The organism is Sphingomonas molluscorum (assembly GCF_039522995.1).
In the GTDB taxonomy this organism is placed as follows: domain Bacteria; phylum Pseudomonadota; class Alphaproteobacteria; order Sphingomonadales; family Sphingomonadaceae; genus Sphingomonas; species Sphingomonas molluscorum.
On sequence record NZ_BAAAEL010000001.1, the window covers coordinates 765,758 to 780,327 of the forward strand.

The following is a 14,570-nucleotide window of genomic DNA, read 5'->3' on the forward strand; positions in this document are numbered from 1 at the left end:
GACCCCGGAACGGCTTGACCTGAGCCGCCGACTAAGGTTCGGACCTCCCAATCTTGCGAACGGAATTCCAATGACCCCCGATCTCGAACAATTGCGAGCCGACCTCCTGGCGGCGATCGACGCGGCCGCCGGGCTCGACGCGCTGGAGGCGGTGCGCGTCCATGCGCTCGGCAAGCAGGGCGCCGTGACCGGCCTCTTGAAGACGCTGGGCGGCATGACGCCCGAGCAGCGCCAGGTCGAAGGCCCGCGCATCCATAGCTTGCGCGAGTCGGTGACGGAGGCGATCGCCACCCGCAAGGCCGGGCTGGAGCAGGCCGCGCTCGACGCCCGCCTCGCCTCCGAGACGCTCGACATGACCCTGCCGGTCGATCGCACCGCCCCCGGCAGCGTTCACCCGGTCAGCCAGGTCATGGACGAACTCGCCGAGATCTTCGCCGACCTGGGCTTCGCGGTCGCGACCGGCCCGGAGATCGAGGACGACTGGCACAATTTCACCGCGCTCAACATCCCGGAGACCCATCCGGCACGCGCGATGCACGACACCTTCTATGTCAACAACGAGTCCGAAGACATAAATGACGAGCTAGACCGGCTCGCATCGGGGGAGCGGATGGTGCTGCGCACGCATACCTCGCCCGTGCAGATCCGCACCATGCTCTCGCAGAAGCCGCCGATCCGCATCATCGCGCCCGGCCGCGTCTATCGCTCGGACAGCGACGCCACCCACACGCCGATGTTCCACCAGATCGAGGGGCTGGTGATCGACAAGGGCATCACCCTCGCCCACCTCAAGTGGACGCTGGAGACCTTCCTCAAGGCGTTCTTCGAGCGCGAGGACATCGTGCTGCGCCTGCGCCCCAGCTACTTTCCCTTCACCGAGCCTTCGGCGGAGGTCGACATCGGCTACACCCTGCAGAAGGGCAAGCGCGTGGTCGGCGGTTCGGAAGGCTGGATGGAGGTGCTGGGCTCCGGCATGGTCCATCCCAAGGTGATCGCCGCCTGCGGCCTCGACTCTGACGAGTACCAAGGCTTCGCCTTCGGCACCGGCGTCGACCGGCTGGCGATGCTGAAATACGGGATGGACGATCTCCGCGCCTTCTTCGACGGCGACCTGCGCTGGCTCAAGCATTACGGCTTCTCGGCGCTTGACGTGCCCACGCTGTCGGGGGGAGTGGGCGCATGAAGTTCACCCTTTCCTGGCTGCGCGAGCACCTCGACACCGACGCTTCGCTCGACGCGATCCTCGACGGCCTGACCGCCATCGGCCTGGAGGTCGAGGGCGTCGAGAACCCGGCCGCGCGCCTCAACGGCTTCCGCGTCGCCCGAGTCCTCACCGCCGAGCGCCATCCGCAGGCCGACAAGCTCCAGGTGCTGTCGGTCGACGCCGGCGACGGCCCGCTCCAGGTCGTCTGCGGCGCCCCCAACGCGCGCGCCGGCCTGGTCGGCGTGTTCGGCATGCCCGGTGCGGTCGTCCCCGCCAACGGCATGGAGCTGCGCGTCGCCGCCATCCGCGGCGTCGAATCCAACGGCATGATGTGCTCCACCCGCGAGCTCGAACTCGGCGAGGATCACGACGGCATCATCGAGCTGCCGGCCGACGCGCCGGTCGGCACGACCTTTGCCGACTATGCCGGCCTTGACGATCCCGTCATCGACGTAGCGATCACGCCCAACCGCCAGGACTGCATGGGCGTGCGCGGCATCGCCCGCGACCTCGCCGCCGCGGGCCTCGGCACGCTGCGCCCGCTCGACGCGGTGATCAGCGGCCTGCCGCAGATCACTCCGCAGGGCGCCGGCCCCGACGTGTCCACCCAGGACCCGGAGGGCTGCCCCGCCTTCTTCGCGCAGACCGTCGCCGGCGTCACCAACGGCCCCTCGCCCGACTGGCTCCAGCGCCGCCTGACCGCGGTCGGCCAGAAGCCGATCTCGGCCCTGGTCGACATCACCAACTATGTCATGCTCGGCCTCGGCCGCCCGCTGCACGTCTATGACCGCGCGAAGCTCCAGGGCGGCCTGGTCGCACGAAAGGCGAAAGCGTCCGATAATAATCCGCCCTTCGTCGCTTTGAACAATCGGGAGTATGTTCTTAGCCCTTACATGACCGTCATCGCCGACGACGCAGCCGTGCACGACATCGGCGGCATCATGGGCGGCGAGCATTCGGGCGTGTCGGAGACGACCACCGACGTGCTCATCGAATGCGCCTATTTCACGCCGGAGACGATCGCCCGCACCGGCCAGAAGCTCGCGCTCACCTCCGACGCGCGCCAGCGCTTCGAGCGCGGCGTCGATCCCGCCTTCCTCGACGAGGGGCTGGCGATCGCCACCCGCCTGGTGCTCGCGCTGTGCGGCGGCACGCCGAGCGAAGTCACCCGCGCCGGCGAGCCGCCGGTCGACCCGCGCCTCGTCGCCTACAACCCGAACCTCGCGGAAACCCTCGGCGGTCTCGCGGTCGCACCCGAGCGGCAGCAGGAGATCCTCGAGCGCCTCGGCTTCGTGGTGGATCTGGAATGGAACGTGGTGGTGCCGAGCTGGCGCCGCGACATCGACGGCCCGGCCGACCTGGTCGAGGAAGTGATCCGCATCGAGGGCATCGACAAGGTCCCCTCGACGCCGCTGCCCCGCCCTGCCGGCGTCGCCCGCCCGACCGCCACGCCCGAGCAGAAGCTCGAACGTCGCCTCCGCCGTTCGGCCGCGGCGCGCGGCCTCAACGAGGCGATCACCTGGAGCTTCATCGCCGAGGATGCGGCCGCACCCTTCGGCGGCGGCGCCTGGAGCCTCGCCAACCCGATCAGCGAGGACATGAAGGTCATGCGCCCGTCGCTGCTCCCCGGCCTGCTGTCGGCTGCGAACCGCAACCTGAAGCGCGGCGCCACCGGCGTGCGGCTGTTCGAGATCGGCCGCCGCTACCTCGCCGACGGCGAACGCCTGACGCTGGGCGTCGTCCTAGCCGGCGAGCAGCGCAGCCGCGGCTGGCAGGCTGGCAAGGCAGCAGCCTTCGACGCGTTCGACGCCAAGGCCGAAGCCCTCGCATTGCTGGAGGCCGCCGGTGCGCCGGTCGCCAACCTTCAGGTCATGGACGGCGCGGGCGACGCCTATCACCCTGGTCAGTCGGCGACGCTGCGGCTTGGGCCGAAGACGGTGCTCGCCGCCTTCGGCACGCTCCACCCGCGCATCGCCAAGGCGTTCGACCTCTCCGGCCCGGTCGTGGCGGTAGAACTGTTCCTGGATGCGCTGCCGGGCAAGCGCGGCAGCGGCTTCATGCGCCCGGCCTATGCGCCGCCGGCCCTGCAGGCGGTGACGCGCGACTTCGCCTTCCTGGTGCCCGCCACCGTCAGCGGCGACGCGCTGGTGCGCGCCGTGCGCGGTGCGGACAAGGCGGCGATCGTCGATGCACGGCTGTTCGACGTCTTCACCGGCGCCGGGGTCGAGGAAGGCATGAAGTCGCTCGCCGTCGAAGTCACGCTCCAGCCGGGCGAGAAGAGCTTCACCGATGCGGAGATCAAGGGGGTCGCCGACAAGGTGGTCGCTGCCGCCGCCAAGCTGGGAGCCACCTTGCGTGGCTGACCGGGTGGAGATCGGCAACGGCACGCTCACGGCGGCAATCGACCCGCTGGGTGCCGAGCTCGTGTCGCTACGCGATGCGCAGGGCCGCGAGCTGATGACCGATGCCGATCCCGCCTTTTGGACCGGCCACGCGCCGATCCTCTTCCCGATCGTGGGCCGGCTGGCGGGCGACCGCTACCGGCTCGACGGCCGCGACTATCCGCTGCCCCAGCACGGCTTCGCCCGTCGCCGCATCTTCACGCTGGCAGAGCAGGGCGCGGCGCACGTCCGCTTCCGGCTTGAGGACGATGCCGAGAGCCGCGAGGTCTACCCCTTCGCCTTCGCTCTCGACGTGCTGCACGCGCTCGAAGGTGCGACCCTCACCACCACCGTCACGATCATCAACCGCGACGCCCGTGACTTGCCCGCCAGCATCGGCTTCCACCACGCCTTTGCCTGGCCGCTCCCCTATGGCCGCCCGCGCGACGCCCACCGCATCACCTTTCCGGAGCACGAGCCCGCCAGCCTCGCGTCGATCGAGGACGGGCTGATCGCCCCCGCCCCACGCCCGAGCCCGCTCCAGGGCCGCGTGCTGCCCCTCTCGGACGACCTCTTCACCGAGGATGCACTCGTCTGGCAGCAGCTCGAAAGCCAGTCGCTGCGCTACGACGCCGGCGAGGGCCCTGCGCTGGAGATCGGTTTCCCCGACACGCCGATGCTCGGCATCTGGACCAAGCCCGGCGCCGCCTTCGTCTGCGTCGAGCCCTGGCATGGCATCGCCGACCCGGTCGGCTTTTCCGGCGACATCTGGGACAAGCCCGGCATGATGCGCGTCGCCCCCGGCGCCACCCGCAGCGCCATTATGTCGGTGACGCTGCTGCCCTGACCGGGGCTGCTGGACAAACCCGCCCCTCTCCTATTTGTACGATCAAAAGATCAACGGGAGAGAGCCATGCGAGTCCTCTGGAAGCGCAGTGTCGTCGCGGCGCTCGCCGCCCTTGCCGCAGCCCTGCCCGCGATCGCGCAGGTGGCACCCGGCGGCCCCGTCACCCCATATGTCGATCCGGCCAAGGCGTATCTCTTCGCCCACATGACCAAGGAACGCTACGGCGTCCTCTACTATTCGGTCAGCCTCGACGGCTTCCACTGGACGCGCCTCAACGGCGGCAAGCCCGTCTCCGCCGACTACCACGGCCACGCCTCGATCGCCCAAGGTCCCGACGGGCGCTACTACCTCGTCGGCAACAACAGCGACGAAGATCCCCTGATCCGCTTCTGGGTCTCCGACGACCTCGTCCGATGGGCGCCGTTCGGCACCTACCGTCCCGATCTCAGGGACATCCCCGGCCACCCGCACGCCATGCAGCGCATCGGCGCCCCCAAGCTCTATTTCGACAAGCCCTCGCGCCAATTCCTGCTGACCTGGCACACCCCGAACGAAGACGGAAATCGCGAGGATCCGGAGCGCTATTGGGCCAGCCAACGCACGCTCTACGTCCAGTCGCCGGACCTCAAGACCTTCGCCACCAAGCCCCGCCGGCTGTTCAGCTGGGACATGGCGACCATCGACACCAACCTTCAGCCCGATCCCCGCGGCGGATACTGCGCGGTGATCAAGGACGAACGCTACCCGTCCTACGAATGGACCACCGGCAAGACGATCCGCATCAGCTGCGCCGCCAACCTGCTCGGCCCCTATCCGCTGCCGGGAGCCCCGCTCAGCCCCAACTTCCGCGAGGCGCCGACGCTGATCCGCTCGCCCGACGACAAGGACTGGCTGCTCTTCTACGAGCAATATGCCGGCACCAGCTACGGCCTCTCGATGGCGCCAACCCTCCAGGGGCCCTGGTACCAGGTGTCCGGCAACAGCGGCGTTCCCGAATGGAACCGCTACGACATGCCCGCCGGCACCCGCCACGGATCGATGCTGCCGATCAGCCGTCGGCAGTATGACGCCCTGCGCGCCGCCTTTCCCGAAGGCTGAAGCGTCAGCGCGACTTGCGCCGCAAGAGGACCGCGCCGGCCACCAGCCCCAGCACGACCAACAACGGCAGCTCGAACAGCCACCATCGGTCGTCGCCGTTCATCTCCCAGGGCCAGGCCGCCCGGCACCCGGTGGAGTTGGGTGCATAGCCGCACGCCATCGAACGCGCGAAGCTCGAGACCAGGAACGCCACGACTGCGATGCCGCCCGCAAGCACGAACAGCAGGTTGGACAGCGCGCGCACGGCGATCAGCCCGCCATCGGCTGCAGCGTGATCCGCCGCCGCACCGTCTCGTGCAGCAGGCACATGGGCACCTCGACCATGTCGATCGTCCCGCCGGTCCGCTGCTCTTCGCACTCCACGTCCCGGCGCTTGATCCAGGCCCGCTCCTCGTCCCGCAGCGTCGCCCGCTCCGCCGGCCCCCGCTTGGCCATCGCCGACTTGTAGGCCGCGTTCAGCCGCGCGTCCTGCACCGCCAGTTCGTCCCGCACGCACGCCCCCATCGCCACCGACACGCCCTTGGCGGCATCGCCCGAGTTCAGGCACGCCTCCAACGCGGGCGAAAGCTGCGCCTCGACATCCGCCTCGGTGATGTCGAGTGCCGGCGGCTTCTGCGGCAGGGCCGTCGCGGTCGGCTCGGGCGAAGCGACGGGCGCGGTGGCTGTCGGTACCGGCGCGACCGTCGCCGTCGCTTCGGGCACCGGCTCCGTCGCCGCATTGTCGGGTGCGGCCGTACCCCCGCCGTTGCAGGCGGTGGCGAGCAGGATCAGCGCCAGGCCGAAGCCGCGCATCGGGAGGGGGTTGGAGAGCATGGCCATGCCGCTCCATAGTCCGCCACGGCCGCCAGCGCGAGCGAAGCGGGTGCACCTGCCGCCGGAAACCACCCGATCACCGCGACGCTGCACCGCAGCGACGATCCTGGCTTCCGCCGGCCTTTGAAATTTTATAACACTCGCTTGAAACGAGTCTGCGCGGGGTTCCGGCCCCGGACGGCAGGCCTAGGAGAGACGAGTGAGCGAAGAGTCGCTGCGACCCAATCTGCCGCCCCTGGCGCTGCACGTGCCGGAGCCCCGCTTCCGCCCCGGCGATCCCGTCGATTTCGCGGAGGTCGCCATCCCCCCCGCCGACGCGGCCCGCCGCCCCGACACCAGCGCCCAGTCGGCCGAGTTCCACGAGCTCGCCTACACGCTGGTGCGCGTGCTGGACGAGGACAACCAAGCGGTCGGCGCCTGGAACCCGCGGCTCGCGCCAGAGGTGCTGCGCCGCATGCTGCGCGCCATGGCCCGCACCCGCGCGTTCGACGAGCGCATGTTCCGCGCCCAGCGCCAGGGCAAGACCAGCTTCTACATGAAGTGCACGGGCGAGGAGGCGGTCGCCGTCGCCGCGACGCTGGCGCTCGATTACGAAGACATGTGCTTCCCCAGCTATCGGCAGCAGGGGATCCTCATCACCCGCGACTATCCGCTGGTCGAGATGATGAACCAGATCTACTCGAACAGCGGCGACAAGCTGCACGGCAAGCAGCTGCCGATCATGTATTCGGCGCGCGACACCGGCTTCTTCTCGATTTCGGGCAACCTCACCACCCAATACCCGCAGGCGGTCGGCTGGGCGATGGCATCGGCGGCCAAGGGCGACACCCGCATCGCCGCCGCCTGGTGCGGGGAAGGGTCGACTGCGGAGGGCGACTTCCACTCCGCCTGCACCTTTGCCGCCGTCTATCGCGCCCCCGTCATCTTCAACGTCGTTAACAACCAGTGGGCGATTTCGAGCTTCTCCGGGTTCGCCGGCGCCGAGGCGACGACCTTTGCCGCCCGCGCGATCGGCTATGGCATCGCCGGGCTGCGCGTCGACGGCAACGACGCGCTCGCGGTCTATGCCGCCACCCAATGGGCGGCCGAGCGCGCCCGTACCAATCAGGGGCCGACGCTGATCGAGCATTTCACCTATCGCGCCGAGGGACACTCCACCTCCGACGATCCCTCGCAGTACCGCTCCGCCGAAGAGGCCACCGCCTGGCCACTCGGTGACCCTATCGCGCGGCTGAAGGCGCACCTCGTCGCGATCGGCGAGTGGGACGACGAACGCCACGCCGCGATGGACCGCGAGGTCGCCGAGGAAGTCCGCGCCGCCCAGAAGGAGGCCGAGAAGAACGGCGTGCTCGGCCACGGCCTGCACCAGCCGCTCGACAGCCTGTTCGACGGCGTGTTCGAGGAGATGCCCTGGCACCTGCGCGAGCAGCAGGCGCAGATGCTCGCCGAAGAGGCCGCCTCCGGCCGGCCGTGGGCCCGCAAGTGAGCGAGGAAGCAGTGATGGCGGACACCTCCGCTCCGGGCGAAACCGCGCCCATGAACATGATCCAGGCGATCAACTCCGCACTCGACGTCATGATGGCGCGCGACCCGGACGTGATCGTGATGGGCGAGGACGTCGGCTATTTCGGCGGCGTGTTCCGCGCGACCGCCGGTCTCCAGAAGAAATACGGCAAGACCCGCGTCTTCGACACGCCGATCACCGAGACCGGCATCGTCGGCGTCGCGATCGGCATGGGCGCCTACGGCCTGCGCCCGGTGCCGGAAATCCAGTTCGCCGATTACATCTATCCCGCCCTCGACCAGCTCGTGTCGGAAGCGGCGCGCCTGCGTTACCGCTCGGCCGGCGAGTTCATCGCGCCGATGACGGTGCGCTCGCCGTTCGGCGGCGGCATCTTCGGCGGCCAGACGCACAGCCAGAGCCCCGAGGGCATCTTCACCCATGTCTCGGGCATCAAGACGGTGATCCCCTCCACCCCCTATGATGCCAAGGGCCTGTTGATCGCCGCGATCGAGGACAATGACCCGGTCCTCTTCTTCGAGCCCAAGCGCATCTACAACGGCCCGTTCGACGGCCATTGGGATCGCCCGGCGAAAAGCTGGGCGGGGCATTCCGCCGCCACCGTCCCCACCGGCTACTACCGCGTGCCGCTCGGCAAGGCGGCAGTGGTCCGCCCGGGCGAGGCGCTCACCATCCTCGCCTATGGCACCATGGTCCATGTCTGCCAGGCCGTGGTCGAGGAAGCCGGCATCGACGCCGAGATCCTGGACCTGCGCACGCTCGTCCCCCTGGATATCGAGGCGATCGAGGCGTCGGTGAAGAAGACCGGCCGCTGCATGATCGTGCACGAGGCGACCCGCACCTCCGGCTTCGGCGCCGAGCTGTCGGCGCTGGTGCAGGAACGCTGTTTCTACCACCTGGAGGCGCCGATCGAACGCGTCACCGGCTTCGACACGCCGTACCCGCACAGCCTGGAATGGGCCTATTTCCCCGGCCCCGTTCGCATCGGCGAAGCGCTCAAGAAAGTGATGAGGACCTGATGGCACGCTTCAGCTTCCGCCTGCCGGACATCGGCGAAGGCATTTCCGAGGCGGAGATCGTCGCCTGGCACGTGGCCATCGGCGATCGCGTCGAGGAAGACGGCCGCATCGCCGATATGATGACCGACAAGGCGACGGTCGAGATGGAGAGCCCCGTCGCCGGCATCGTCATCGAACTCGCGGGCGAACCTGGCGACTCGATCCCGATCGGCTCGACGCTGGTGGTGATCGAAACCGAGGCGGAGACCGAGAGCGACACCGTCGTCGCGGAAAACCCCGGCGTGGAAGTCGCGACGGACGCGACGCCGGCATGCCTAACTCCGCCGGAGGAAGAGGCTACCGACGCTGCCTCACCCCCAACCCGTACCCCGGCGAAGGCCGGGGCCCAGTTGGGAGACGCCCGCGAGGAAAGCGCAGCACCCGCCACCAAGGACACCGATGCTGGGCCCCGGCCTACGCCGGCGTACGAAGAAGCGGGGAAGCACAAGCACCCCATCCTCGCCTCCCCCGCAGTCCGCGCCCGCGCCCGCGACCTCGGCATCGACCTCGCACAGGTCCGCACCGAATCCGACCGTGTCCGCCACGCCGACCTCGACGCGCACCTCCGCTACGGCCAGTCCCAGGGCTATCATGCCCCCCACGCTAGCCGTGCGCGCGACGACCAGCCCGTGAAGGTCATCGGCATGCGCCGCCGCATCGCCGACAACATGGCCGCCTCCAAGCGCCACATCCCCCACTTCACCTATGTGGAGGAAGTGGAGGTAACCGCGCTCGAAGCCATGCGCGCGGACCTCAACGCCAACCGCGGCGACCGGCCGAAGCTCACCCTGCTGCCGCTGTTCATCGCCGCGCTCTGCCGCACGTTGCCCGACTTCCCGATGCTCAACGCCCGCTATGACGACGAGGCCGGCGTGGTCACCCGCCACGGCCGCGTGCACATGGGCATGGCAACGCAGACGGACGCCGGCCTCATGGTGCCCGTGATCCGGGACGCACAGGACAAGAACGTCTGGCAGCTCGCGGCCGAGATCACGCGCCTAGCCGAGGCCGCCCGCACCGGCAAGGCGCGTTCGGAGGAGCTGTCCGGCGGCACCATCACCGTCACCTCATTGGGGCCCCTGGGCGGCGTCGCCACCACCCCGGTCATCAACCGGCCGGAGGTCGCGATCGTCGGTCCCAACCGCATCGTCGAGCGCCCGGTGTTCGTCGACGACGGCCGCGGCGGCGACATCATCCGGCGCGCCAAGCTGATGAACGTGTCGATCTCGTGCGACCACCGCGTCGTCGACGGCCGGGATGCGGCGAGCTTCGTCCAGGCGCTCAAGAAGCTCTTGGAAACGCCCGTGCTGCTGTTCGCCGACTGAGCGGGAGGTATAATCGAACCGAGCGGTAGCTTTCCGCCCCCGAAACGATTAGCCTCGCCGCCATGGCACTGATCGACATGTTCTTCGCGCGGGCCGTTCAAAAGGGCCAGCTGACCGTCCACCATGCCAACGGGAGTACCGGCCGCTTCGGCACGCCGGACCCCGGCTTCCCCAACGTCACGATCCGCTTCACGGATCGCAAGGTCCTCGCCTCGATCGTGCGGGACCCGAGCCTCGGGGCGGCGGAAGCCTTCATGGACGGGCGCCTGGTGATCGAGCAGGGCGACATCCGCGACCTGCTGGTCCTGTTCAAGAAGAACAACCTCTGGGAAGCCGGCGAGAGCAAGCTCAAGGCGCGCGGCATGCGCCTCGTCGCCAACGCCGTGCTCCACCGGCTCGATCGCTACAACCAGGCCCGCCAGTCGAAGCGCAACGTCGCCCATCACTACGACCTGTCGGACCGGCTCTACGACCTCTTCCTCGACGTCGACCGCCAGTACAGCTGCGCCTATTTCACCGATCCCGCGGTCAGCCTCGAACAGGCGCAGGTCGACAAAAAGGCGCACATCGCAGCCAAGCTCGCGCTGCGCCCGGGCATGCGCGTGCTCGACATTGGCTGCGGCTGGGGCGGCATGGCGCTCTACCTCCACCGCAAGACGGGCGCGGAGGTGCTGGGCGTCACTTTGTCCGAGGAACAGCTCAAGGTCGCCCGCCGCCGCGCGGAAGAAGCGGGCGTCGCCGACAAGGTCCGCTTCGAGCTGATCGACTATCGCGCGGTCCAGGGCCAGTTCGACCGCATCGTCTCGGTCGGCATGTTCGAGCATGTCGGCCCGCCGCAATACCGCACCTTCTTCGCCAAGTGCCGCGAGCTGCTCACCCCCGACGGCGTGATGCTCCTCCACACCATCGGCCGCGCCGGCGGGCCCGGCGTCACCGACCATTTCACCGCCAAGTACATCTTTCCGGGCGGCTACATCCCGGCGCTGTCGGAGATCGTCCGCGCGCATGAGGGGAACAAGATGTTCCTCACCGACGTGGAGGTGCTGCGCCGCCACTATGGCTTCACCCTCGCCCACTGGTACGACCGCGCCGTCGCCGCCCGGCAGGCGATCGTCGACCTCTACGACGAGCGCTTCTTCCGCATGTGGACCTTCTATCTCGCCGGGTCGCAGGTCAGCTTCGACTATGGCGGCATGGTCAACTACCAGCTCCAGTTCGCCCGCTCCCGCGACGCGCTGCCGCTGACGCGCGACTATATGCTGGAGGAGGAGCAGCGCCTGCACGAGGTGGTGGAGGCCTGATCCGGTCTCACCGCAGTCCCTCCCGTTCGTGCGGAGGTGGGGCTGAGCGTGTTGAAGCCCCGTATCGAAGCACCCAGCCCCATCTCCCACCCCGTTTGTCTCGAGTAGGGATCGAGCTTGTCGAGAGCCCGTATCGAGAGAGCCACCACCGCCTCTCGATACGCCGTCTCGACAAGCTCGACGGCTACTCGAGGCCAACGGGGGAGGGAGGGCGGCTTAGCAGCGCGCCCATGCACCACTTGCACCCGGCCGCTCGACCATAGCACGGCAGCTCCATGACCACGCCCACCCCGCTCACCCGCACCTCGATCTTCCAGCAGGCGTGGCCGATCATGCTCGGCCAGACCACCGTGCCGCTGGTCGGCATGGTCGACACGGTCGTCATTGGCCGCACCGGTGACGCCGCCGCCCTCGCGGGCGTCGCGCTCGGCACCACCGTCATCAACTTCCTGTTCTGGAGCTTCGGCTTCCTGCGCATGGGGATGACCGGCATGACCGCCCAGGCCCAGGGCGCCGGAGATACGGAGGAGGTGCGCGCCATGCTGCTGCGCGGCCTGGCGCTCGGCTTCGGGCTCGGCGTCGCGCTGTTCGCGCTCCAGCTGCTGCTGGTCCCGCTCGCCTTCTCGCTGCTGGCAGGCGGCGGCGCGCTCGACGCCGCGGCGAGCGGCTATGTCAGCGGCCGCTTCATGGGCGCGCCCGCCAGCCTCGGCGTGTTCGCGCTCAACGGCTGGCTGCTCGGGCTCGGCCGCACCCGCGCGGCGCTGCTGCTCCAGATCGCGATGAACCTCGTCAATGCCGTGCTCGACATCTGGTTCGTCTGGGGGCTGGGTCTTGGCGCACGGGGCGTCGGCCTCGGCACCGCCTGCGCCGAATGGAGCGCGCTGCTGCTCGGCATCTTCCTCGCACTGCGCATCCTCGGCCCCGGCGCCCTCACCGGCCTCAGCGCGCGGCTGTTCGATCGCGACAAGCTGCGCCGGCTGTTCTCCGTCAATGCCGACATCATGGTCCGCACCGTCGCCCTGCTCGTGCTGTTCGGCTGGTTCGCCAATGCGGGCGCGCGCCTGGGCGCAGTCCCGCTCGCCGCCAACCACGTGCTGATGCAGTTCGTCTCCGTCTCCGCCTTCGTGCTCGACGGCTTTGCCTTCACCGCCGAGTCGCGGATCGGCGAGGCGATCGGCCGCGGCGCGCGCAGCGAGCTTCTGCGCGCCACCCGCCTCACGGGCGAGTTCACGCTCATCGCCGGCGCCGCCTTCGCGCTCCTGATCCACGTCGCCGGCGTGCCGCTCATCGACGCCGTCACCGACAATCCGGACGTCCGCGCCCACGCGATCGCGCTCCTGCCCTTCGCCGCGCTGGTGCCCTTGGTCGGCGCCCCCGCCTGGCTGCTCGACGGCGTGTTCATCGGCGCCACCGCCGGCAAGAGCCTGCGCAACGCCGCCGTCGCCGCCACCCTGCTCTACCTCGCGACCGACCTGCTGCTGCGCCCCTGGGGTGCACTCGGCATGTGGGTCGCGCTGCTCGCCAGCTACCTCTACCGCGCCGCCGGCCTCGGCCTCGCGCTCCCGCGGCTGGTGCGATCCGTCGGCCAACCGCTTGCGGAAGCGCCGCGCGAGGCATAGAGCGCGCGCGCAACCTGCCCGCGTGAGAAGCGCCGGCCCGCCCTGCCACCGGCACGCGGGCCCCGGTGAGGGCATTTCGGAGAATGAGCTGATGGCCGACAAGATCAATCGCGTGGTGCTCGCCTATTCGGGCGGCCTCGACACGAGCGTGATCCTGAAATGGCTGCAGACCGAATATCAGTGCGAGGTGGTGACCTTCACCGCCGACCTCGGCCAGGGCGAGGAGCTCGAGCCCGCCCGCAAGAAGGCCGAGCTGATGGGCGTGAAGCCCGAGCACATCTTCATCGACGACCTGCGCGAAGAGTTCGTGAAGGACTATGTCTTCCCGATGATGCGCGCCAACGCGCTTTACGAGGGGCTGTACCTGCTCGGCACCTCGATCGCGCGCCCGCTGATCGCCAAGCGCCAGATCGAGATCGCCAAGATGGTCGGCGCAGACGCGGTCAGCCACGGCGCGACCGGCAAGGGCAACGACCAGGTCCGCTTCGAGCTCGGCTATTACGCGCTTCAGCCCGACATCAAGGTGATCGCGCCCTGGCGCGAATGGGATCTCACCAGCCGCACCGCGCTGATCGACTTTGCCGAAAAGAACCAGATCCCGGTCCCCAAGGACAAGCGCGGCGAGAGCCCCTTCTCCACCGACGCGAACCTCCTCCACACCTCGTCCGAGGGCAAGGTGCTCGAGGATCCGTGGGAAGAGGTGCCGGACTATGTCTTCTCGCGCACCGTCTCGCCTGAGGACGCGCCCGACCAGCCCGAGATCATCACCATCGACTTCGAGGGCGGCGACGCGGTCGCGATCAATGGCGAGGGGCTTTCGCCCGCGACCCTGCTCGCCAAGCTCAACGACCTCGGCCGTACCCACGGCATCGGCCGCCTCGACCTGGTCGAGAACCGCTTCGTCGGCATGAAGAGCCGCGGCATGTACGAGACCCCGGGCGGTACCATCCTGCACGCCGCACACCGCGCGATCGAGCAGGTCACGCTCGACCGCGGCGCCGCCCACCTCAAGGACGAGCTGATGCCGCGCTACGCGGAGCTGCTCTACAACGGCTTTTGGTTCTCGCCGGAGCGCGAGATGCTCCAGGCGGCGATCGACTACAGCCAGACCAAGGTCACCGGTACCGTGCGGCTGAAGCTCTACAAGGGCGGCGTCCACGTCATCGGCCGCAAGTCGCCCTATTCGCTCTACTCGGAAAAGGTCGTCACCTTCGAGGACGACCAGGGCGCCTATGACCAGCGCGACGCCGCCGGCTTCATCAAGCTGAACGCACTGCGCCTGCGCCTGCTCGGCCGCCGCGACCGCTAAAGGCCTCGTGGGGCCGGTGCAGCCGCGCCGGCCCCGCGCCTTTCCTCCCCATGTCGCAGCTTCTGCCCCCCTCCTCGCCGCGCGCCGGGCGGC

12 protein-coding genes are annotated in these 14,570 nt (G+C 69.1%); 10 read left to right on the forward strand and 2 right to left on the reverse strand.

Going from position 1 to position 14,570, the window contains the following annotated elements; translation table 11 throughout:
• Window positions 1-70: 70 nt before the first annotated feature.
• The 4 genes from pheS (at window position 71) to ABDZ92_RS03740 (ending at window position 5,530) form a co-directional block, all read left to right on the forward strand.
• Window positions 71-1,183 (forward strand): phenylalanine--tRNA ligase subunit alpha, encoded by a 1,113-nt coding sequence (pheS, locus tag ABDZ92_RS03725; RefSeq protein ID WP_125961812.1) that lies wholly within the window; start codon window positions 71-73, stop codon window positions 1,181-1,183.
• A complete protein-coding gene (gene pheT / locus ABDZ92_RS03730; protein WP_125961814.1) occupies window positions 1,180-3,567 on the forward strand; it encodes a phenylalanine--tRNA ligase subunit beta in 2,388 nt (795 codons plus the stop codon). The genes pheS and pheT overlap by 4 nt, the downstream gene beginning before the upstream one ends.
• A complete protein-coding gene (locus tag ABDZ92_RS03735) occupies window positions 3,560-4,432 on the forward strand; it encodes an aldose 1-epimerase family protein (RefSeq protein WP_241211950.1) in 873 nt (290 codons plus the stop codon). The genes pheT and ABDZ92_RS03735 overlap by 8 nt, the downstream gene beginning before the upstream one ends.
• Before the next feature lie 66 nt (window positions 4,433-4,498).
• Window positions 4,499-5,530, forward strand: coding sequence for a glycoside hydrolase family protein (locus ABDZ92_RS03740; RefSeq protein ID WP_125961817.1), 1,032 nt, complete (start codon window positions 4,499-4,501; stop codon window positions 5,528-5,530).
• Window positions 5,531-5,534: 4 nt separating this feature from the next.
• Here the strand turns inward: ABDZ92_RS03740 and ABDZ92_RS03745 are convergent, their stop codons facing one another.
• The gene (locus ABDZ92_RS03745; RefSeq protein ID WP_125961819.1) at window positions 5,535-5,837 is read right to left on the reverse strand and encodes a hypothetical protein; all 303 of its coding nucleotides are present in this window, start codon (window positions 5,835-5,837) and stop codon (window positions 5,535-5,537) included.
• Window positions 5,780-6,349 carry a lysozyme inhibitor LprI family protein gene (locus tag ABDZ92_RS03750; RefSeq protein ID WP_164521329.1) on the reverse strand — a complete coding sequence of 190 codons (570 nt, stop codon included), beginning with the start codon at window positions 6,347-6,349 and terminating at the stop codon, window positions 5,780-5,782. Before ABDZ92_RS03750 ends, ABDZ92_RS03745 begins: the two co-directional genes overlap by 58 nt.
• Before the next feature lie 193 nt (window positions 6,350-6,542).
• Between ABDZ92_RS03750 and ABDZ92_RS03755 the strand changes: the two genes are divergently transcribed.
• The 6 genes from ABDZ92_RS03755 to ABDZ92_RS03780 all read left to right on the forward strand — a co-directional run bounded on the left by ABDZ92_RS03755 (window position 6,543) and on the right by ABDZ92_RS03780 (window position 14,477).
• A complete protein-coding gene (locus ABDZ92_RS03755) occupies window positions 6,543-7,829 on the forward strand; it encodes a thiamine pyrophosphate-dependent enzyme (protein ID WP_125961824.1) in 1,287 nt (428 codons plus the stop codon).
• A gap of 50 nt (window positions 7,830-7,879) precedes the next feature.
• Window positions 7,880-8,884 (forward strand): alpha-ketoacid dehydrogenase subunit beta, encoded by a 1,005-nt coding sequence (locus tag ABDZ92_RS03760; RefSeq protein WP_125961860.1) that lies wholly within the window; start codon window positions 7,880-7,882, stop codon window positions 8,882-8,884.
• Entirely contained in the window at window positions 8,884-10,248 is a 1,365-nt protein-coding gene (locus ABDZ92_RS03765; RefSeq protein WP_125961826.1) for a dihydrolipoamide acetyltransferase family protein, read from the forward strand. The genes ABDZ92_RS03760 and ABDZ92_RS03765 overlap by 1 nt, the downstream gene beginning before the upstream one ends.
• Before the next feature lie 62 nt (window positions 10,249-10,310).
• Window positions 10,311-11,549, forward strand: a complete 1,239-nt coding sequence (locus ABDZ92_RS03770) for an SAM-dependent methyltransferase (protein ID WP_125961827.1) — start codon at window positions 10,311-10,313, stop codon at window positions 11,547-11,549.
• A gap of 275 nt (window positions 11,550-11,824) precedes the next feature.
• Window positions 11,825-13,168: an MATE family efflux transporter gene (locus ABDZ92_RS03775; RefSeq protein WP_241211953.1), complete on the forward strand. Its 1,344-nt coding sequence runs from the start codon at window positions 11,825-11,827 to the stop codon at window positions 13,166-13,168.
• 91 nt (window positions 13,169-13,259) lie between these two features.
• Window positions 13,260-14,477, forward strand: coding sequence for an argininosuccinate synthase (locus ABDZ92_RS03780; protein WP_125961829.1), 1,218 nt, complete (start codon window positions 13,260-13,262; stop codon window positions 14,475-14,477).
• Window positions 14,478-14,570: the final 93 nt, after the last annotated feature.

Bases quoted from the DNA above. Each gene is read 5' to 3' on its own strand.
- pheS (WP_125961812.1), top strand. From the start codon at position 71: ATGACCCCCGATCTCGAACAATTGCGAGCCGACCTCCTGGCGGCGATC.
- pheT (WP_125961814.1), top strand. From the start codon at position 1,180: ATGAAGTTCACCCTTTCCTGGCTGCGCGAGCACCTCGACACCGACGCT.
- ABDZ92_RS03740 (WP_125961817.1), top strand. From the start codon at position 4,499: ATGCGAGTCCTCTGGAAGCGCAGTGTCGTCGCGGCGCTCGCCGCCCTT.
- ABDZ92_RS03750 (WP_164521329.1), bottom strand. From the start codon at position 6,349: ATGGCCATGCTCTCCAACCCCCTCCCGATGCGCGGCTTCGGCCTGGCG.
- ABDZ92_RS03760 (WP_125961860.1), top strand. From the start codon at position 7,880: ATGAACATGATCCAGGCGATCAACTCCGCACTCGACGTCATGATGGCG.
- ABDZ92_RS03765 (WP_125961826.1), top strand. From the start codon at position 8,884: ATGGCACGCTTCAGCTTCCGCCTGCCGGACATCGGCGAAGGCATTTCC.
- ABDZ92_RS03770 (WP_125961827.1), top strand. From the start codon at position 10,311: ATGGCACTGATCGACATGTTCTTCGCGCGGGCCGTTCAAAAGGGCCAG.
- ABDZ92_RS03775 (WP_241211953.1), top strand. From the start codon at position 11,825: ATGACCACGCCCACCCCGCTCACCCGCACCTCGATCTTCCAGCAGGCG.
- ABDZ92_RS03780 (WP_125961829.1), top strand. From the start codon at position 13,260: ATGGCCGACAAGATCAATCGCGTGGTGCTCGCCTATTCGGGCGGCCTC.